Source organism: Ruoffia tabacinasalis (genome assembly GCF_042652985.1).
GTDB lineage: Bacteria > Bacillota > Bacilli > Lactobacillales > Aerococcaceae > Ruoffia > Ruoffia tabacinasalis.
Window position 1 is genome coordinate 34,827 of sequence record NZ_JBHSHQ010000029.1, and the last position, 21,019, is coordinate 55,845.

Below are 21,019 nucleotides of genomic sequence, written 5' to 3' on the forward strand. Positions count from 1 at the left end.
CATTATAACAAAAATTTGAATATGTGCAACACATAAAGTATCCTTAATATCATTCATTGTGTATTTTTTATAATTTAATATATAATAGAAAGTACTGAAACAAACCAGAAAGGAGAATTCTATGCAGCAACCTTTAGCTTTTCGGATGCGCCCTAAACATATTGATGATGTCTTAGGACAACAACATTTAGTTGGAGAAGGTAAAATCATTCGTCGAATGGTCGATGCCCAAAGACTATCCTCTATGATATTATATGGCCCACCTGGTACTGGAAAAACAAGTATCGCCAGCGCGATCGCAGGAAGTACCAAATACGCTTTTCGTATCTTGAACGCAGCAACAGATTCCAAAAACGATATGGAAGTTGTTGTCGAAGAAGCCAAGATGTCTGGTACTGTCATTATGTTGCTCGATGAGATTCACCGCTTAAATAAAGTCAAACAAGATTACCTACTCCCCCATTTAGAAAACGGGAGAGTCATTCTAATCGGTGCCACAACAGAAAATCCTTACATCTCAATTAATCCTGCCATTCGAAGTCGTCTGCAGATTTTTGAAGTGAAGCCACTTGCGCCAGAAGATATTAAACTTGGTCTAACACGTGCTTTAGCAGATAAGGAATCTGGGTTAGGTGAATATCAAGTCGACATCGCAGATGACATCTTGAATCATTTCTCGCATGTCACCAATGGTGATATCCGCTCATCACTTAATGCGCTGGAATTAGCTGTCTTATCGACAGCACCAGATGAGGAAAATGTGATTCACATTACTCAAGATGTAGCAGAAGAATGCTTACAGCATAAGCGTATGACTCACGATAAAGACGGCGATGCTCATTATGATGTAATCTCTGCACTGCAAAAATCCATTCGTGGTAGTGATGTTGATGCGGCTATGTATTATTTGGCAGTCTTATTAGAAGCGGGTGAATTAACTATTGCCTGCAGACGCCTACTGATTATTGCTTATGAAGATATTGGCTTAGGTAATCCAAGCGCAACCTCAAGAACAGTAGCTGCTGTCACTGCCGCTGAGAAAGTCGGCTTACCAGAGGCTCGCATCCCACTTGCCTTTGCAGTTGCCGATCTTGCTTTGAGTCCAAAGTCCAACACAACTTACAGAGCACTTGACGGTGCCCTATCAGATATCTCACAAGGAAATGTTGGACAAGTACCTGACCACTTACGTGACGCTCATTATGCCGGTGCAGAAAAATTAGGTCGCGGAGTAGAATATAAATACCCACATGATTATCCACATCATTATGTTCAGCAACAATATTTACCAGATAATTTAAAACATCGTCAATACTTTGAACCAGATCCTACCGGAAAATACGAAGAAGCACTTGCTAAAATATATCAACAAATTAAACAACAATAATGATACTTTGATTATCATGTAATCCTTTTCAACATTGATAATACAGCTTAGCTATTATAGTTGCATTTTCGAATATACGTGCTATAATGTAGTTAATAAAGGTTCTCTGAGGTGTGCGTTGTATATATATTGTGTGGACCGAACATTTCTTTTTATCTTGGGATCCTACGATCATGTTTCTATGACAAGCCTTTTACATTTGGAAGTCAGAAAAAACTTGTGTGGAGCCCACCTGTAGTTACTTGCAGGTTCAATAACATATATGTACGAGAACGGCACCACCGGATGCCTTTTAGTCGGCTTAACAGCCGGCTTTTTTTGTGCACACTTTTATTTGGTTGTTGGGTTGGCCTCGTGTTGTTCGACGAGGCTAATTATTCGCTGTTTTTGACTTCGTAACTACTCACGAGGACACGCCCTACATTCCACCCTAACAAATAAAGCGACTTATCTAGTATCTAAATAAGTCGCTTAAATCAGTTTCAATTAACTCGCATCGCGACCTGAGCGAATGCGGTATGCTTGATATTGTTCGGGTTGTTTTTGATAGTAATCTTGGTGGTAATCTTCAGCAGCATAAAATTCAGTTGCTTTAGTAATTTCAGTGACAATCGGTTTCTCATAACGCCCACTTTCGTTCAAAGCGGTCTTTGATGCTTCGGCTTTTGCTTTTTGATCAGCAGATAAATAGAAAATACCTGGTCGATAAGAGGAACCTCGATTAATAAATTGACCTCCAGCATCCGTTGGGTCACTAATTGTCCAATAAATATCTAATATTTCCTTATATGTGATAATACTTGGATCGAAGACAATCTTAACTGCTTCAGTATGACCTGTCTCTCCACTACACACTTCCTCGTAAGTCGGATTAACTGTATATCCCCCAGTATAGCCTGATGTAACTGAATGAACTCCATCCCATTGGTCAAACGGATGAACCATACACCAAAAACATCCACCAGCTAAGATTGCTGTTTCTTCTCGTTGATTTGACATTAATATATTTTCCCTTCTGTAACTTTATTCCACTTCTGGTAGCGGTACTTCAAACATAGGTGTAATCTCACCATTGTAGACTTCTAATAATTTCTCTCTAACATCATCTGTATGGTATAACTCAACTATTTTTAAGTACAATGGATTGTCTTTATTTTCTTCTAAAGTTGTGATGGTATTGATGTACATTGGGTTTACTTTATCAACATCTTCTGCATCATTAAAGATGGCATCGTGAATAGAAAGTCCCGCATCATTAGCAAAATTCGTATTAATCAATGCTGCGTCAACATCTGGTAATGATAAAGCTGCAAAGTTAGGTTCAACTAAGACAATTTCTAAGTTTTTAGGATTCTCTGTAATATCTTCTTCATCCGCGTAAATTCCAACCTCATCATCAACTTCAATCAAGCCAGCAATTTCTAATGCAAGTAAAGAACGACCTAAAGTTGATGGATCATTAGGTAATGCGATGACGCCATTGTCTGGAATATCTTCGACAGAATCATATTTTTCTGAATACAATCCTAGAGGCATTAATAACGTATTGGCAATAGCATAGACTGACCCATCATTATCTTCATTCCAAGATTTGATAAATGGATGGCCTTGGAAAGCACTGATCTCAATCGATCCATTTTGTAAGGCAACATTTGGCTGGTTATAATCATTGAACATAACGATATCAAGCACAATACCTTCTTCTTCCAACGCTTTCTCAGCAATATACTCCCATAACTCAAGTGCCGTATCACTTACCGTTCCCACAATAACTGTCTCACCATCGAATTCTTTTACTTCCTCTGCCGAAACACTTGTCAAAGCAAATTGACTAAAAACTAAACATACCCCTAAAATTAATTGAATCCATTGCTTGATTTTCTGTACTTGTTTCATATTATTTTCCCCTTTTAAATATATTTTCTACTAAAAACGATTGGCTCCTCCACTCTTAATTCATAATTTATAGACAAAAAAATCCCTCCCGCCAGAGTATATCTCTAACGAAAGGGACGAAAAGTCGTGGTACCACCCAAATTTCTATTATCCTCACAAATAATAGCTCAACCAGTATCAAACAATACTGTACACGATATCGGGTGTATCCGTTTAACCAGCGTTAACTGTTTAAACTGCTCCAAGCTCATCTTCACTTAATCTTAAACTACCCTTTTTCACCGAGCCGGGTTCTCTTTTAATCGTTAAGTCTTTAAGTTACTCTTCTCTTCAACACAGTAATCTATAAATTATTTAATTAAATGTTACCGTTTTATATAAAAAATGTCAACACTATTCTTAATTTTTAATGAGAAAAATGATAATTAATCTGTTGTTATTTCAATTTGATTACCTTCTGGATCAAGAATAACCGCTTCATAATAGCCATCGCCAGTTGTTCTAGGACCACTTAATGTAGAATAACCATTCTCATTCAAATGAGCTGTTAACTGATCCACCTTTTCATTATCACCCACACTTATTGCCAGATGAGCGTAGCCAAATAATTCACCCTCACCCTCAGCTATATCATCTCGATGCATTATTTCTAACCGAGCACCATTTGAAAAACTCAGAAAATAAGACTTAAACCCCTTCGTTGGATTATGGTACAATTCATTTGACGTTGCAGCAAAGTAAGTTTCATAAAACTCACGCATTGCTTCTAAATCTCGCACCCACATACCTACATGTTCAATTCTCATGAAATTCCCCCAAATACTTTATAAAACCATTATACATTGAATATCATTTTATTGATATCTCCAAGGCATATTCAATGAAATTAGCGAGTAATTTAAGTATAATAATCTTAAAGAGATAGGAGGAGTTATCATGCGTAAATGGCCATGGTTAAAAATTATTTGGTATCTTATTTTAATTTTCCTTGCAATCCGACAAGCAAGTGATGACCCAGAAGAGGTAAGTTAATGGTATTTGAAATCCATTATACTTGTTTATGACTGTTACACTTTCAAGCGTAGACGATTTTTTAATCGTCTATTTTTTTCGTTATATATAATCGTGAATTTAGAAGCATCTGTGAATTCTACCGTGACAAAAGTCTTATATTCCACTAGAATAAAACTAATAGCCGAATTGACTGGATTGTAAAAAAATCTTGGAGTTTGATTGAATTAATCAGACTGGTTAAGTTAACAAGATTACCAATAAAGTCACTCAAGGCTCTATACTAATTGGGCAATTTTAGATAACTTACACAATAAAACCCAATTGCCAATTAGCTATTATAAAACATGAATAGTAGAAAGGATTTATTATGTTATTCACTATTTTAATTTATGCATTTCCAGCAATGTTTATGATTTTAGGTGCTTACCTCCTACTTTTTCGTCAAACTTTAATCCAAGTTTTTGGTGATTATTCTAATAAAGTAATTATTTCTTTTAGTATCTTACTTTTCTTAATTGGAATTTTAGGCTTCGTTCTTGTCATTAATAACTTTATTGACTACATGCTAATTTGGATGTTAGCTGCGCTTATTGTTGTATTTTTCATGGTTTTTGTCTTTTATTGGTTATTTCGAGCAAATAACGATAATAATGGTACAAAGTAAAAAACACAAAAACTGCCAAAAGTTCTCACTATACTGAGAGTTTGGCAGTTTTTTAGTCTTTTCAAAGACACTTGATTTTATTTACATGTCTAAGATATTTACACCATCACGACCGTCAACTTCTTCTAATTCGACTTTAACTTGCTCATTCTTCGCTGTAGGAACATTCTTCCCAACAAAGTCAGGTCGTATCGGTAACTCACGATGACCTCGGTCGACTAAAACAGCGAGTTGAATATGCGAAGGTCTTGCATTTTCTAATATCGCATCCATAGCAGCTCTAACAGTACGTCCAGTAAATAATACATCGTCAATGACAACCACTTTTTTGTCGGTTAAATCACTTATAAATGTGACTGGTTGAACTTGTGGACTGACTGACTTCTTCGTTAGATCATCTCGATAGAAAGTAATATCCAATATTTCTAACGGTAACTTAATTCCTTCGATCTCTTCAATTTTCTCTTGAACACGCTTCGCTAAGAACTCACCACGTGTTTTGATACCTAAGATAACAAGATTATCTGTAGATTTGTTCTTCTCTAATATTTCATGAGCAATGCGTTTCAACGTTCTTTGAATGCCTTCTGCGTTCATTAATTCTCTTTTTGTCATTACTATCCTCCTAGCAAAAATAACCGCTAACCCCTAAAGGTTCGCGGCTTTTTGTTATTAATTATTTTTTGAATTTTTCAACGTCACGAGCAATAGCAACTTCTTCATTTGTTGGAATGTTGTAGATTGCGAATTTAGAGTCGTCTGTTGAGATTAATGCTTCTTTACGTGTGTCGTTACGCTCGTCATCGATCTTACCACCAAAGAAAGTAATTCCATCCATGATTAATTTACGAGTAATTCCTGAGTTTTCTCCGATTCCCGCTGTAAAGACAACCGCGTCAACACCATTCATTACTGCGATGTATTGAGCGATATATTTTTGTACACGGTTCATGAAGATATCTAATGTTAATTGTGCGCGTTCATTACCTTCTGCTGCAGCATCTTCAACATCACGCATATCACTTGATACGCCTGATAAACCAAGTAGACCTGATTTTTTGTTAAAGATAGTAATAACATCATTCACGTCAGTAATATTTAATTTGTCCATTAAGAAAGGAATAATTGACGCATCAATATCACCAGTACGTGTCCCCATTGTTACACCTGCTAATGGAGTGAATCCCATAGATGTATCAACAGATTTACCACCATCAACGGCTGTAATTGAAGCACCATTACCTAAGTGACATGTAATGATTTTTAAATCTTCGATTGGTTTACCGATTAATTCAGCAGCACGTTTACTTACGTATTCATGACTTGTTCCGTGAGCACCGTATTTACGGATTTGGAAATCTTCGTAATATTCGTACGGTAAGCTATATAAGTAATTAACTTCTGGCATTGTTGTATGGAATGAAGTATCGAATACAGCAACTGCAGTTGCGTGTGGTAAGCGATCGTTAAATACGTGCATAACTTCCGCTTCAGCTGGGTTATGCAATGGTGCGAATTCACTTAAATCTTCAACTTGTTTAATAACTTCGTCAGTTACTAATGTTGACTCTTTGAAAATTTCTCCACCAGCAACAACACGGTGTCCAACACCAGTTATTTCAGTTAAGTCAGTAATAATTTCAAATTCTTCAAGTTTTTCGAATAACATATCTACTGCTTTTGCATGAGTAGCAATATCTTCTGTTACTTTGAATTCTTGATCATCGCCGTATTCTAACTTGAATACTGAATTGTTGATTCCGATACGCTCAACTAATCCTTTAGCAATAACTGTTTCTTCTGGCATGTTGTATAATTGGAACTTTAAGCTTGAGCTTCCTGCATTAATCGCAAATGTTTTAGACATTAATAAATTCTCTCCTCTTTAATATAAATCATAAATTTATTATAACAGATTACTTCATAACATCTCTACTCTTTTACTGTTTTTTATAATAGTTTTATACAGAACTTCAACATCTGTCAATCTGTAACATAACTATAGCGATTGATACAGTTTATTTATCATAATGTGCTGTGACGTCGATTTTTACTTTCGCTCCTAATGGCAAACTCCCGACCGCAAACGATGTTCTTGCAGGATAGGGTTCTTCATAATACTTTTCATAGACTTCATTAATCAGTGAGGAGTCGCCGATATCATTCATATAGAGAACGACTTTAACAACATTTTCTAGTTTTAATCCAGCAGCCTCAAGAATAGATGAGATATTCTTAAATACTTGCTCCGTCTCATCAGCTGCATTACCTTTTACAAGTTTGTTCGTTGTTGGATCTATGCCTATCTGTCCGGAAACAAATAAAAAATCACCGGCACGAATTGCTTGTGAATATGGATTCATTGGTTTGGGTGCTTTATCAGTATAAAATACTTTTTTCATCAACGGTTCCATCCTTTCTGTATGTACATATCTTAATTATAAAGTAATGAGATTAAATGTATAGAAAAGTGAATATTCAGATTTTCTAATGAAATATTAATATTTATAGGTTATTTAGTGTGAATATGCTATACTTTACGAAATAAATTAAAAGGTGGTACACACAATGCAAGCAGTAATAACCGTAATCGGTAAAGACAAAGTCGGCATTCTCGCTGAAATTGCCAAACAATGTGCAATGCATAATGCAAATATTGTTGATGTTGAACAAACAATTATGCAAGATTTTTTCACAATGGTTATGTTAGTCAATATTGATAAATTGTCCGTGGAGTTTGAAGAATTCAAGAAGAATACGATTGATAGTTTACCTGAGATGGAAATACATGTGATGCATGAAGATATCTTCAATTCAATGCATCGAATTTAAGGAGTTAAACCATGTTAGAAATGCAAAATGTTATCGAAACTGTTTCTATGATTAAGGAGAATAATTTAGATATTCGAACCATTACAATGGGAATATCTTTGGCTGATTGCGCGGATGGGGATATTCAACGTTCGTGTGAGAAAGTGTACGAAAAAATTTATAATGCAGCAAAAGATTTAGTAAAGACTGGGGAAGAAATCGAAGAGAAATTTGGGATTCCGATTGTGAACAAACGGATTGCCGTAACACCGATTGCTCAATTATTAGCTGCATCTGGTGGGGACCCATTAGAATATGCACGTACATTAGATAGGGTCGCTAAAGATGTGGGTGTTAACTATATTGGTGGCTACTCTGCCCTCGTCCATAAAGGCTTTAGTAAAGGCGACTTAGAACTGATTGAATCGATTCCACAAGCAATGGCTCAAACGAATCATGTCTGTTCTTCGGTTAATATCGGTTCAACCCGTGCTGGTATCAATATGGATGCTGTCGCTATGATGGGGAATATTGTTCGTGAAGCTGCGGAACTGACGCAAGATAATGAGTGTATGGGAGCATCTAAGATTGTCGTATTTTGTAATGCAGTTGAGGATAATCCCTTTATGGCTGGTGCTTTTCATGGGGCTGGTGAACCTGATATTGTTATTAACGTAGGTGTTTCAGGTCCTGGTGTTGTACGTAATGCACTTGCTAGCTTAGATAAATCTGCTTCATTAGAAGTTGTGGCAGATACAATTAAGCAGACAGCTTTCAAAGTGACTCGAATGGGACAACTTGTTGGGACTGAAGCTTCGAAGATGTTGGGCGTGCCTTTTGGGATTGTTGATTTATCCTTAGCTCCGACTCCTGCAGTGGGTGATTCTGTAGCTCATATTCTGGAAGAAATTGGTCTAGATCAAGTAGGTGCCCATGGTTCCGTTGCTACATTAGCGATGTTAAATGATGCCGTTAAAAAAGGTGGCGTAATGGCCTCTTCTCACGTTGGTGGTTTATCAGGTGCTTTTATTCCTGTAACAGAAGATGCAGGTATGATTGCAGCGGCAGCCAATGGTACTTTGAACATTGAAACATTAATGTCAATGACTGCTGTGTGTTCAGTAGGTTTGGATATGATTGTCATTCCAGGTACAACACCTCCAGAAGTGATCTCAGCAATTATTGCAGATGAAGCAGCAATTGGTATGATTAATTCTAAGACCACTGCTGTCCGCGTCATTCCAGCTATTGGTCGTTCTGATGATGAATCATTGGACTTCGGTGGTTTGTTTGGTAAAGGTACGGTCATGCCATTGAATCCGACATCACCAAAAGTATTTATTGATCGTGGCGGACGTATTCCAGCACCACTACAAAGTTTGAAGAATTAAATTGCGAGCACTTGCTGTTATGGCAAGTGCTTTTTTATTTGATGTGTTGTGAGATGTTTGTGGGGGTTGGATATCTAATGAACATCGTCATGCGATGACAGTGGTGGTTAGACTTCTAATCAACATCGTCATGCGATGACAGTGGTGGATAGAACGCTAATGGACATTGTCATGCGATGACAGTGGTGGATGGAACTCTAATAAACATCGTCATCCAATGACAGTGGTGGATAGAACTCTAATGGACATCGTCATTGAATGACAGTGGTGGATAGAACGCTAATGGACATCGTCATTGAATGACAGTGGTGGATAGAACGCTAATGGACATCGTCATTGAATGACAGTGGTGGTTAGACGCCTAATGAACATCGTCATCGGATGACAGTAGTGGATAGAACGCTAATCAACATCGTCATCGAATGACAGTGTTCATTAGAATTTACCATCCCACATTATTAATGTTTCTCCATATATACTATTTAATTATTCTATTTAGCACAAAAAACAAGCATGATTATGCACATTCACAGACTTAATCATGCTTATTCATTTATATTAATTTACTTTTTCAATTGCATTGAATTCTTCTGTAATCTCTTTTAATAATTCAGGTTGTGTAATTACGTCATAACCAGTACGTGCTAGTATTTCAACGGTACGCATCATCGCTTGATAGCCAAACTCAGTGCGAGTTGCTTCACGAAACTCAACTGTATGTCCTGCTGTTGGAACACCTTCAGTAATATCATAATATGAGTGGATTGAAGGAACTACTTGGCTGACATTTCCCATATCGAGTGAACCTGATAAGTCATCACCACCATCAATCATATCAATACCTAAGTCTTTAGCATTTTTATTATAAGTATCACTTAATTTTTGGTTAGTAATCATATTGTAGTATGATTTTTCAAAGTGGTTATACTTCATTGTACAACCTGTTGCCATAGCAGCTGCTTCAGCACTACGGATGACCATCGCTTTAACATCTTGTAAGTAATTAATGTCTAATGATCTAACATAGAACTGCACACGCGTATATTCTGGAATAACATTCGCTGCAACACCACCATCTACGATAATTCCATGCACGCGAGCGTCTGGACGCAATTGTTGGCGACTTGCATTCACTAAGTTGAACATGTTAATTGCTGCATCTAATGCGTTAATCCCTTCCCAAGGCGCACCAGCTGCGTGAGCAGTTTTGCCAAAGAATTCAAATTCTAAAGCTTCCATCGCTAGTGATACATTACTCATTAAGTTTTGATCAGATGGGTGCGTACACATTGCGACGTCAATATCATCAAACGTGTCTGCGTTGGCCATATCTACTTTGACTCCGTCTGTCTCTTCTGCTGGTGTACCTAGAACAACAACACGTCCTCCGGTCTCAGCTAATACTTTAGACAAGGCAATCCCTGCTCCTGTATCAACTGTTCCTAACATATTGTGTCCACAACCGTGGCCAATACCAGGTAAAGCATCGTATTCAGATAAGTAAGCAATGGTTGGACCAGGTTTATTAGAATCAAACGTTGCTCTAAAAGCTGTATCAAAACCTAAGTATGGATATTCCACTTCGAAGCCATGTTTTGTTAATAAATCCACATGAGCTTTAGATGATTTATATTCATTCAAGCCTAATTCAGGGTTCTCATAGATATAATCGCTTAACCCTTGTAATTCTTCACGCATTTCTGACACGATTTCATGTAATTGTTCTTTTGACATATATTTTTCCCCTTTCAAAAACTAACTAAAATGGTCCATAGCCAATTAATTGTGCAATGATAATAAAGATTAACCCAATCACTAGCCAAATTCCCATTAATGGCATAGAGAACTTAACCCATTTTTTGTAAGGAATTCCCGCAATTGCCAATTGTGCCATTAAAATTCCAGACATTGGCATAATTGAATCTAAGAAGCCATTTCCTAATTGATAGCTTAATACTGCCGTTTGGCGAGTAACGTCTAAGGCATCTGCTAGAGGCACCATAATTGGCATCGTAACAGCAGCTTGTCCACTTCCTGAACTAATGAAGAAGTTAATTATAATTTGCACAGTATACATTCCTGCTGCTGATAGAACAGCTGGTAAGTTTGAGATAGCCCCAGTTAAGCTATGAATCATAGTATCTAAGATCATCGCATCTTCCATTATAATAACTAAACTTTGTGCCAGTCCGACAATTAAAGCGGCGTACATCATATCTTTCGCGCCTTCGATGAAATAATCGGCAATCTCATCAGCTTTCATTCCATAGATGAAGCCACTTAATAAGCCCATTCCAATAAAGACGGCACCAATCTCAGTAATGAACCATCCTAAGCTCATTACGCCATAAGCGATTAAGGCAAAACTTCCGACGAAGACAACCGCAATTAATTTTTGCTTTGTTGTAAACGATATATTATCCGCCGCATTTAAATCTTGATAATCTGCGCTGTTCCTCGCAGCCATTTCCTCATCATAGACAATGCTATTCGATAAATCTGACTTTACTTTACGTCCGTATAATACTAGGTAGATTGAAGTAACAATCCAAAGAATAATGAATAAGACTAATCTTAATTCGATCCCAGAGAATAATGGCAGTTCAGCAATTGACTGCGCAACCCCTACTGAGAATGGGTTCATAAACCCTGAAGTAAATCCTACACCAGCACCAAGTCCGATCATTCCGACTCCAATTAATGAATCATAGCCAATCGCTCGAGCTAAGGAAACTCCTAAAGCGATAAAAACAATTGTCTCCTCACTTAAACCAATCGTTGAACCCGCTAAGCCCATAATTAGCACAATAACAGGAATAACAAACGCTTCTTTACCTTTTAAGGAAGTCACAATTCGACTCAACGCAGACTCGATCATCCCAGTCTTATTCAGGATGAAGAACGCCCCACCTGTTACAAATAAGAAATATGAGATATCTTGAGTTCTAGCGAATCCTCTAGGAAGGCTCGTTAACACATCGAAAACACCTTGAGGATTACTTGCGACATGAGCAAAGGAATCTGGATTAATAATCTCCCGCTCCCCTACTAACACACGCTCAAACTGTCCAGCTGGGATAATCCAAGATAAAATTGCTGCAATAATAATGAAACTTAGTAATAAAACGTAAGTATGTGGCATACGGACACGTCCGATTGCACTAAATATTTTCTTCACATTCTTCCTCCAATTATAATTTGCTTTAATGAATAAAGTTTTGAGATCTGGTTGTTAAATTGATTACCGAACACAATTATGAATTAATGTGGTTGCTAATACGATTACCGAACACAATTACAAATTATTGTGGTCGCTAAGCCAATTACCGTACACAATCGACAATTATTGTGGTCGCTAGGCCAATTACCTGTCATTATCAACAATAATAACAACCATTCTACAAAGAATCTTCACTTTATAACCAAAAAAAGACTGCGAGCAAAAGCCCACAGCCATTAATGACAGTATCTTTTGCCCACAACACAGTACGCTCACCTATATAGAGTTTGGGCAACTCTACAAGACAGTGATGGACTTATTCAATCCAACCCCAACATCAATTTGACATTTCGGCTAGTAATCCTTTCATAAGAATCTTATTACTGATATTACTAGCGACCTCAATACTGTATTGTCCTTTATTCAATTAACTTGTGTAAGGGTATCTTAAATATGAACACTTGTCAAATGGATTTTGTAAGATAATCAGCCCAAATTACTAGATCTATGCAAATTTCTCAATAGTGCTAACAAAGAAATAATCCCCAAAGATTAGAATTAAATATCTAACTTTCGCGGATTAATTCATTACTCAGATCAGGCAATCACGTTTTTATGGTCTTTTTGGAACGCTATAAGCTGTAATGACTCTAAATCAACACCTATTGGGGTCATTATAGAGCCGTTCATATTTAACATTCAATAAATAATTATTATATTTCAAAGACTTCACTAATTGATTGTTGTATTGTTTCATCCTCTTCATGGGTAGTTAAAATGATTCCTTTACCTTGCGATACCCTTATATTTATTATTTTATTTAATAACTTTTTTCTTTTTTTATCCACAAACGCAAAAGGTTCATCCAAAATATACCATTCTCTTTCTAAAGACATTAATATAAGAGCATATAGAAACTTCTTTTCGCCGCCTGAAAGCATTCCCCATTGCTTGCTAAGTAACATATTTACATATTCACGTTCTATAACTATGTCACTTAATTGATAAAATCCTTTTGTGTCTTTCTTTTTATCCAAGCCATAACTAAATTTCAAAAAATCCATTCCAGTTAATCGATCAGAAAAATATATATTTTGATTTATATAGATAATACTTTCGTTGCCCTGAATTGCATCCTTTTTAGTCTTTTTTATTCCTGAAATGTAATCTAATAGTAGAGTTTTCCCGTTCCCATTATCACCAGTTAACAGATTATATCCTTTTGAAAAGTTCATAGTTATTTTTTTATCTACAAATGGGATATTTAGATCTCTTATCTCTATCATAGCATTATCTCCTTTCATTTGAAATTGGTTGGAAATTCACTATTGAATACATACTGACAAGAGATAAAATTACAGAAAGGACTGCATACTTAAAAAATACCCCATTATTGCCGTTTATTAAAACATGAGACAATATCGCTAAAGGATTATAATTATTTAACTCCGAATTAGTATTTAACAGCATAAAAGATCCAAAAATAAGCATTGAAAACACTGTATTTATAGTATTTGCATGTATTTTCTTAACTAAAGTTAAATTGTAACCTATAAATGCAACTGGCAGACATACAATAATAGCGATGGAACTATATAAAAAAAGTTTAAGGAATGAAAACGGCAATATGATTATTACAAAGACATTAAGTAAATTGACACTGATAATACAGAAAATAATTTGAGTCAGTAAATTACCTAAAAAGAAAGCCCAGGGAGAATTATTTATTGAAAACAATGTTTTTAGGCTTCCATATTCTTTTAGCTGCAGTGCATAAACTCCAACCCCATATATATATGAACATACAATAATATATACCCACCAGTATGACAATTCCCATTCATTAGTTAGATTTTTATAATTCATTAACAAGGTAATTCCCGGAAGCATAAAAGACCACAATAATGATATTTTATCCTTAATCAACATCTTAATATTAAATAATGCGTATGATTTAACAACTATGAACATTTTTCTCCTCCTTATGGGAATGGTAATAATTCTGAAAAATCTTCTCTATCTAATTTTAAAATTTTACTCGTGTTTAATATCATCTTACTATATTCTTACTAGAATACCAAGAAATTTTAAGTTAAACTAAAACTATCATATATTTATAGAGGTGAATTATTTGGAAAATATTGGTCAACTATTAAAAATATTTAGGATTCAAAAAGGGCTAACTCAAAAAGATGTTTCAAATAACATAATGTCTACGCAACAAATTTCAAATATAGAAAATAATAGGACTAACATTTCAATACACAACCTTGTTGAAATATTAAAAAAAATGAATATATCACCTGGCGAAGTTTATAAATACTTAGATAAAGACAACCCTCAAATTGAATTTCTAAAAGATCTATCTCATATTGTTCACAATGAAGACATTTCTAAGCTCGACCTATTTATTAATAAATATTCGGCTATAGAACCATCAACAAATAACGTCGCTATTAAACATAATTTAATTCTACTCATTCACTATAAAGCTAGATTTTTAAATTCATTTATAACTGATGAACTTTACTCAATAGATATTATTACTGAATATTTAATGCGCGTAGACCCGTGGTCACTCTATGAGATCAATTTATTTTTAAATGCCAGCCCATTTTTTGAGAGTGTGACCCGGAATTTTCTAAGGAATCATTTTATTTCTTCAATGAATACAAATTCTACCTACTTCAACCCAATAAGAACTGAAGTTTATGCAAATCAATTAATTACCTCAGTGCAAATACTTATTGAAGAAGGAAATTATACTAAGGCCAAGGATATGCTCTTATCATTAGAAGAGCTAGCATATAATCTGAATAATTATTATGTGACATTTAGGGTAAGATTCTTTAAAGGGATATACCTAATACAAACTGCAAGTATGGAAGAAGGTAAGCAGCTTGCTGAAACTGTTATTCAGTATTTTTATGATTTAGGAAAAGAATCTATCGGGAAAAGATATGCCAGTTACTTAGATAAAATAATAAATAATTACAAGGAGGTGGAGAGCTATGTTACTGAGTGATTTAATAAAAGAATCTCGTGAAGCAAAAAATATTTCTCAAAAAGATTTAGCCCAAGACATCCTAAGCCCTCAACACTTGTCACACTTTGAAAACAATTATAGTTCAATACTTGCAACTAAATATTTTTCATTAATTAAAAAATTGAATATAACTACTAGTGAAATTGATTATTACTTAGAATGGAACAATTCTCAAAATGAATTAATGTCTGCTATACAAAACGCAATTTCAACAAAGAATGAATCTATAATTTATGATCTTATTCAAAATCAACTATCATTATTCACAGAAAATGATAATAGTATCCATAAACATAATCTAGTAATACTTTATCAAAACTTAGAAAAGTATTTTGGACAATCCTCTAATGATGAGTATCCAATGCAACTCATCTCTGATTATTTACTGAATTCACCTGTATGGCATAGTTATGAATTAAACCTACTTGAAGCTATCGTTCATTTTAGTTCAGAAACTTCGCTGCGAGCTTTTTTTGAAACGGGCAAATCAAGATTAAGTTCAAATATTGATATGGGTAAAGCTAGAAAGAAAATAGCAAGACTCTATATCTTAGCAATAAATCAATCAATCGATCAGAGTAATGTGACTTTTACAAAATTTCTTGTCATAAATTTCAAAGAATTTTTGTCTAAAAATAATTTGTTTAATGAACAAACCGTATGTCTATTCTATGAAGGTATTATACTTATTCAAAATGACAAATACACTCAAGGAATGGCTAAAGCTTCAAAGGCCTTAGAGATTATGAAGTTTGCCGACGATATTGATGCATATAATAAATATAATGAGATGCTTAATACTATCATTGTGTAAATAGACTTAAGCTACTTTCAAATCCAAACCCTATTACTTTAATACTTGAATGATTTTTCATATAATAGAAAGTAATAAGAGAGTGCGTTTCTTATTAAATAAATAAGGAGGTAGTAAAATGATTAACCAACCATTTTTTACAAATTTTCTGAAAGTAAGTAATTGGTTCACTATTGGTGTTATTATATTGTTGTTAATTATTATTGGTATTATACGGAAGATGTCACAACATAAGACGTCATTTTCTATTCGTATGATGGTTGCTTTAGTCTTGGGCTTGGCACTTGGGATTGCCGTCGATTTAGTTGGGTCTAGTTTAGGAACGGTCTATACAGATTTTGCTCAAGGAGAGATTTCGGCTTGGTTTGGCTTACTTGGAACTGGATTCTTACGTTTTGTACAAATGCTCGCGGTGCCTGTAGTCTTTTTATCAATTATTGATGTCTTAACAAATGTTGCCACTGGAAATATAAAATCCCTAACCACTAAAACATTCACATTATTACTTGGAACAACTGCCATCGCCGCAATCATTGGTATTTTAATGGTTCAAGTTTTTAATTTGGATTCTATATCCTTTGCAGGAGAATTAACTCCTTCGAGAGTTGAGAGTATGGCAGGCATTGCTTCGGAAAGTTTCCCTCAATTCTTCCTAGATTTAATTCCGAATAATATATTCGCCGTGATGACAACAAATAGTAGCATTGTATCTGTTGTTATTATTGGTGCCTTGTTTGCTTCAGCCATTCGTTTCTTGCGAAATAAAAAGCCCGAAGCAATTAAGTCCTTCGACGAATTACTTCAATCTGCCCGTGTTGCAGTGAATAGTGTTTTAATAAACATTATTAAGTTAATGCCTTACGGTATATCCGCTTTAGTTGCTAACACGATAATTTCACACGGAGTAGAAATTATCTTAAGTATGCTTAACTTTATTGTCGCTTTGTATGCTGCTGTCATTATTATGTTGCTAGTCTACGTTATTATATTAATTCTCGTAGGTGTTAACCCAATCCAATTCTACCGTAAAGCTTTTCCAACAATGGTCTTAGCATTTTCTAGTCGCTCAAGTGTAGGTACTCTGCCCTATACTATCTCGAATTTAGACGAGAATATTGGTGTATCAGGACAAACTGCTAATTTCGTAGCCACACTTGGTTCAACAATTGGGATGAACGGCTGTGCCGGAATTTTCCCAGCGATGTTAGGTATTATGTTAGCTTACGCAACGGGTGTAGATGTGAATGTATCCTTCTTTGTTTTACTCGTTACCGTTGTGACGATTGGTTCGATAGGAATTGCTGGTGTACCTGGAACTGCAACTGTAGCAGCTACGGTTACATTGAATGGTATTGGTTTAGGAGCTTTCGTTTCTGAGATTGGTGCAGTCTTTGGAATTGATCCGATTATTGATATGGGACGAACTATGTTGAATGTGACTGGTTCAATGGTTAGCGCTGTAGTTGTCGACCGTTGGGAAGGTAAATTTGACATGGAACAATTCAACAAGCCTAATCAGACCAATTTTGAAGATATTGATTAATCCTTAACAGCAAATGATTATATAAATTTAAAAATATCGGTTACAATGTAGATAATATTTTCTAAATATTAGATAGGAGCTTAAATAATGAGATCATTTAATTACGATATACCTACTAAAGTTTATTTTGGTGAAGGTAAAATTAAATATTTACCAGAATTAATTCATACTTTTGGTACGAAAGTACTACTCACATACGGCGGTGGAAGTATTAAGCGCAATGGTATTTATGATGAAGTTCAAGAGTTATTGAAAGATTGTGAAATCATTGAACTTAGCGGTATTGATCCGAATCCAAGAATTGAAACGGTTCGCGAAGGTGCCCGCTTATGTAAAGAGCATGATATTGACGTGATTCTAGCAGTCGGTGGTGGTTCAACAATTGACTGTTCAAAAGTTATTGCGGCAGCTGCTAAATACGATGGCGATGCTTGGGATTTAGTAATGGATGGCCGTTTGATCACGGACGCTCTACCTTTAGTCGATATCCTAACCTTATCCGCAACAGGGACAGAGATGAATACAAACGGTGTTATTACCAACTTTGATGTCAAATTAAAGAAAGGTACCGCAAGCTACCATACATATCCTTACGCATCAATTCTTGATCCAACTTATACATATACAGTACCAGCTAACCAAACTTCTGCCGGGACAGCTGATATTATGTCACATACTTTGGAGAATTATTTCCAAGAAGAGGATAATGCTTTTATTACGGATGGTTTGAGTGAAACAATCTTAAGAGCTTGTATCAAATATTTACCAATGGCTTTAGAAAATCCAGAAAGTTACGAAGCACGTTCAAACTTAATGTGGGCTTCAACGATGGCGCTAAACGGCTTAACATCCATGGGTAAAGGTGGCGGTTGGACAACGCATCCTATCGAACATTATTTATCAGCTTACTATGATATTACTCACGCAGAAGGCTTGGCCATCCTCACTCCACGTTGGATGAAATATATTTTAAGTGATAAAACTGTTGACCGCTTCGTCAAATACGCACAAAACGTATGGAATATTGAAGATTCAGGCGACAAATTCAAAATGGCAGAAGAAGCAATTGAAAAGACATATCAATTCTTCGTAGACAATGGCTTACCAATGACATTACCAGAAGTTGGTATTGATTCTGATGAATTCTTTATGGAGATGGCAAAAGGAACCGAAGAACGTTTATCTCGTGCTTACGTACCTTTAAATGCAGATGATGTTGTTGAAATTCTAAATCGTTGTATGACTGAAGGATATAATTAATAAGACATGTATGTTGCATTGTACTAGGAGGTGGAAATCTCTTGGTACAATGCTTTTTTTCTGCAGGATAGCTGGTTTATCTTGCCTAATTCCAATTGGTTTGGCAGGATAACTGCCCTATCTTGCCTAACTCCAGTTCATTAGGCAGGATAGATGCCCTATCTTGCCTAACTTCAGTCCATTTGGCAGGATAACTAACCTATCTTGCCTAACTCCAGTCCATTTGGTAGGATAACTACCCTATCTTGCGTAACTTCAGTCCATTTGGTAGGATAACTACCCTATCTTGCCTAACTTCAGTCCATTTGGCAGGATAGATGCCTTATCTTGCCTAACTTGCATTTGTTAGGCAAGGTAAGCGCTAATTTCCCTTTCCTTTCACCATTTCACTCCACTACAAATAACAATGCAGCGATACTAAGGGACTACCCTCAATATCACTGCACTGTTTCACTTTTATTATCCTATTCCGATACTTCTTTCAACAAATCGAGACGATCAAATTCAATTTTCAATTCATACTCACCAATTTGCTCACGAATTTTCTTGCTGATGTCAGCTAATAACTGATCATTCGTTAATTCAACATAATCTGGTACAACGACATCAAAAGTAATTAGTGTACTGTCATCAACATGCTCAACTTTGAAATCATGAAACTTTAGATTTAACTGAAGAGAATTTAGTATTTGCTTAACTTGACGGTAAATGGCGGTATGCTCTTCATTTTGAATGGCAATCGGATCTAGATGACAAACAAGTTCAACACCTAACTTGTCCATAAAATCTTCTTCAATGTCATCAATGATGCGGTGTGAGCGTCTTAGATCCCAGCTATCATCAATCTCTATATGAATGGTAGCGAACGTTTTATTCGGTCCATAATTATGTACTAATAGATCGTGATAGCCAACTATAACATCATATTGATCCAACAATTCTTTCATTTCATGAATTTCTTCTTTGGAAGGCATTGTTCCTAATAAATCATCAATAGAATCACGAATTGCTTGAATTCCACTATAAATAATTAGAATGGACAATAAAGCACCAGCGTAACCATCAATCTGCCAACCAGTGAAAGTCTCAACCGTTGCTGAAACGAGTACTATTAATGTAACGTATACATCATTGACACTATCTTGAGCCGCACTATGTAAGGTGTTAGATTCTATCTCTTTAGCCGCACTTCGATAGAAGTTCCCTTGAATCATTTTAGCAATAATCGAGACGATTAATAATATAAAGACAAGAGATGTTGCGTTCAAACTTGTAGGATTCATAATTTGTTGAATCGATGAAGTGAAAAACTGAAACCCTACATAGATAATGATGACTGAGATCAATAAACCACTAATATATTCAGAACGTTCGTGACCATAAGGATGTTCCTTATCAGCCGGTTTCGAAGCTGCTCGAAAACCAAATAATGTCAATAATGAAGATGCCGCATCCCCTAAATTATTCATCCCATCCGTAATAATTGAGATACTACCTGATAGTAAACCTGCTACAAGCTTAATCACAAATAAAAGGAAATTAGATACAAGCCCTACTCTCCCAGCGATTATCCCGACACTAGTTCGCGCTTCTTCTTTTGTTTCTTTCATCGAATACTTTTTAATCCACTGTTTAAACATATTCTGCCTCACTTTTCTGAAAATATTAGTCTAAACTAAGTAATCATTAACAATGAGAAAACCTTCTTATGTTGAAAGTTGATCAACGACAAGAAGGTTCCTTTTTGTTCCAAAATAAAAGCATTTGTGAAACATTGCTGTCCCACAAATGCATATATACATCTGTTGCCCAAAGGCCCGGCTGCATCATTGAACGTTCAATGACCGCTTGATCAGTCTATAGGTAACTCTCATCTGAATAGATTTCACTCAGTTATATATTGTTTCATTACTTTATAATGGAATGTGGCGATTGTCAATAGGAAAGTCTTATCCCTCGTTATGAAAGCGTTA

General features: G+C 35.6%; 19 protein-coding genes, 1 other RNA gene and 2 riboswitches. Of the genes, 9 read left to right on the top strand and 11 right to left on the bottom strand.

Going from position 1 to position 21,019, the window contains the following annotated elements; translation table 11 throughout:
• The first annotated feature begins 121 nt into the window (after positions 1-121).
• Positions 122-1,387 carry a replication-associated recombination protein A gene (locus ACFO5Y_RS05090; protein WP_197104385.1) on the top strand — a complete coding sequence of 422 codons (1,266 nt, stop codon included), beginning with the start codon at positions 122-124 and terminating at the stop codon, positions 1,385-1,387.
• A gap of 100 nt (positions 1,388-1,487) precedes the next feature.
• A non-coding RNA gene (gene ssrS / locus ACFO5Y_RS05095) (6S RNA) lies at positions 1,488-1,679 on the top strand.
• A 194-nt stretch (positions 1,680-1,873) separates the two neighbouring features.
• Here ssrS and msrA read toward each other — a convergent pair.
• The 3 genes from msrA to ACFO5Y_RS05110 form a co-directional block, all read right to left on the bottom strand.
• Complete coding sequence (gene msrA / locus ACFO5Y_RS05100) at positions 1,874-2,386, bottom strand: peptide-methionine (S)-S-oxide reductase MsrA (RefSeq protein ID WP_197104384.1); 513 nt, start codon at positions 2,384-2,386, stop codon at positions 1,874-1,876.
• 24 nt (positions 2,387-2,410) lie between these two features.
• Positions 2,411-3,283, bottom strand: a complete 873-nt coding sequence (locus ACFO5Y_RS05105; protein WP_197104383.1) for a MetQ/NlpA family ABC transporter substrate-binding protein — start codon at positions 3,281-3,283, stop codon at positions 2,411-2,413.
• A 425-nt stretch (positions 3,284-3,708) separates the two neighbouring features.
• On the bottom strand, positions 3,709-4,089 hold the full coding sequence (locus ACFO5Y_RS05110) for a VOC family protein (protein ID WP_197104382.1): 381 nt from the start codon (positions 4,087-4,089) through the stop codon (positions 3,709-3,711).
• A 575-nt stretch (positions 4,090-4,664) separates the two neighbouring features.
• Between ACFO5Y_RS05110 and ACFO5Y_RS05115 the strand changes: the two genes are divergently transcribed.
• Complete coding sequence (locus ACFO5Y_RS05115; RefSeq protein WP_197104381.1) at positions 4,665-4,961, top strand: hypothetical protein; 297 nt, start codon at positions 4,665-4,667, stop codon at positions 4,959-4,961.
• A gap of 81 nt (positions 4,962-5,042) precedes the next feature.
• On the opposite strand, the gene pyrR is transcribed toward ACFO5Y_RS05115, so the two are convergent.
• The 3 genes from pyrR to ACFO5Y_RS05130 all read right to left on the bottom strand — a co-directional run bounded on the left by pyrR (position 5,043) and on the right by ACFO5Y_RS05130 (position 7,363).
• Positions 5,043-5,576, bottom strand: a complete 534-nt coding sequence (pyrR, locus tag ACFO5Y_RS05120) for a bifunctional pyr operon transcriptional regulator/uracil phosphoribosyltransferase PyrR (protein ID WP_197104380.1) — start codon at positions 5,574-5,576, stop codon at positions 5,043-5,045.
• 61 nt (positions 5,577-5,637) lie between these two features.
• Positions 5,638-6,828: an acetate/propionate family kinase gene (locus ACFO5Y_RS05125; RefSeq protein WP_197104379.1), complete on the bottom strand. Its 1,191-nt coding sequence runs from the start codon at positions 6,826-6,828 to the stop codon at positions 5,638-5,640.
• Between the two features lie 151 nt (positions 6,829-6,979).
• Positions 6,980-7,363: a Rid family detoxifying hydrolase gene (locus ACFO5Y_RS05130; RefSeq protein ID WP_197104378.1), complete on the bottom strand. Its 384-nt coding sequence runs from the start codon at positions 7,361-7,363 to the stop codon at positions 6,980-6,982.
• 166 nt (positions 7,364-7,529) lie between these two features.
• On the opposite strand from ACFO5Y_RS05130, the gene ACFO5Y_RS05135 reads away from it, so the two are divergent.
• Positions 7,530-7,793, top strand: coding sequence for an ACT domain-containing protein (locus tag ACFO5Y_RS05135; protein ID WP_197104377.1), 264 nt, complete (start codon positions 7,530-7,532; stop codon positions 7,791-7,793).
• An 11-nt stretch (positions 7,794-7,804) separates the two neighbouring features.
• Entirely contained in the window at positions 7,805-9,163 is a 1,359-nt protein-coding gene (locus ACFO5Y_RS05140) for a PFL family protein (protein WP_197104376.1), read from the top strand.
• A gap of 558 nt (positions 9,164-9,721) precedes the next feature.
• Here ACFO5Y_RS05140 and ACFO5Y_RS05145 read toward each other — a convergent pair.
• The 4 genes from ACFO5Y_RS05145 to ACFO5Y_RS05160 all read right to left on the bottom strand — a co-directional run bounded on the left by ACFO5Y_RS05145 (position 9,722) and on the right by ACFO5Y_RS05160 (position 14,354).
• Positions 9,722-10,897 carry a M20 family metallopeptidase gene (locus tag ACFO5Y_RS05145; RefSeq protein WP_197104375.1) on the bottom strand — a complete coding sequence of 392 codons (1,176 nt, stop codon included), beginning with the start codon at positions 10,895-10,897 and terminating at the stop codon, positions 9,722-9,724.
• Positions 10,898-10,922: 25 nt separating this feature from the next.
• The gene (locus tag ACFO5Y_RS05150; protein WP_331459516.1) at positions 10,923-12,341 is read right to left on the bottom strand and encodes a YfcC family protein; all 1,419 of its coding nucleotides are present in this window, start codon (positions 12,339-12,341) and stop codon (positions 10,923-10,925) included.
• Positions 12,342-12,642: 301 nt separating this feature from the next.
• A riboswitch (Lysine riboswitch) is annotated at positions 12,643-12,798 on the bottom strand.
• Between the two features lie 298 nt (positions 12,799-13,096).
• Complete coding sequence (locus ACFO5Y_RS05155; protein ID WP_231606869.1) at positions 13,097-13,669, bottom strand: ATP-binding cassette domain-containing protein; 573 nt, start codon at positions 13,667-13,669, stop codon at positions 13,097-13,099.
• Between the two features lie 4 nt (positions 13,670-13,673).
• Positions 13,674-14,354: a hypothetical protein gene (locus tag ACFO5Y_RS05160; RefSeq protein ID WP_197104373.1), complete on the bottom strand. Its 681-nt coding sequence runs from the start codon at positions 14,352-14,354 to the stop codon at positions 13,674-13,676.
• Positions 14,355-14,514: 160 nt separating this feature from the next.
• On the opposite strand from ACFO5Y_RS05160, the gene ACFO5Y_RS05165 reads away from it, so the two are divergent.
• The 4 genes from ACFO5Y_RS05165 (at position 14,515) to ACFO5Y_RS05180 (ending at position 19,046) form a co-directional block, all read left to right on the top strand.
• On the top strand, positions 14,515-15,408 hold the full coding sequence (locus ACFO5Y_RS05165; protein WP_197104372.1) for a helix-turn-helix domain-containing protein: 894 nt from the start codon (positions 14,515-14,517) through the stop codon (positions 15,406-15,408).
• Positions 15,395-16,243: an Rgg/GadR/MutR family transcriptional regulator gene (locus ACFO5Y_RS05170; protein ID WP_197104371.1), complete on the top strand. Its 849-nt coding sequence runs from the start codon at positions 15,395-15,397 to the stop codon at positions 16,241-16,243. The genes ACFO5Y_RS05165 and ACFO5Y_RS05170 overlap by 14 nt, the downstream gene beginning before the upstream one ends.
• Positions 16,244-16,361: 118 nt before the next feature.
• A complete protein-coding gene (locus ACFO5Y_RS05175) occupies positions 16,362-17,786 on the top strand; it encodes a cation:dicarboxylate symporter family transporter (protein WP_197104370.1) in 1,425 nt (474 codons plus the stop codon).
• 87 nt (positions 17,787-17,873) lie between these two features.
• Entirely contained in the window at positions 17,874-19,046 is a 1,173-nt protein-coding gene (locus tag ACFO5Y_RS05180; protein ID WP_197104369.1) for an iron-containing alcohol dehydrogenase, read from the top strand.
• Between the two features lie 464 nt (positions 19,047-19,510).
• Here ACFO5Y_RS05180 and ACFO5Y_RS05185 read toward each other — a convergent pair whose 3' ends face one another.
• Positions 19,511-20,686 carry a cation diffusion facilitator family transporter gene (locus ACFO5Y_RS05185; RefSeq protein ID WP_197104368.1) on the bottom strand — a complete coding sequence of 392 codons (1,176 nt, stop codon included), beginning with the start codon at positions 20,684-20,686 and terminating at the stop codon, positions 19,511-19,513.
• A 135-nt stretch (positions 20,687-20,821) separates the two neighbouring features.
• A riboswitch (NiCo riboswitch) is annotated at positions 20,822-20,912 on the bottom strand.
• Positions 20,913-21,019 lie beyond the last annotated feature (107 nt).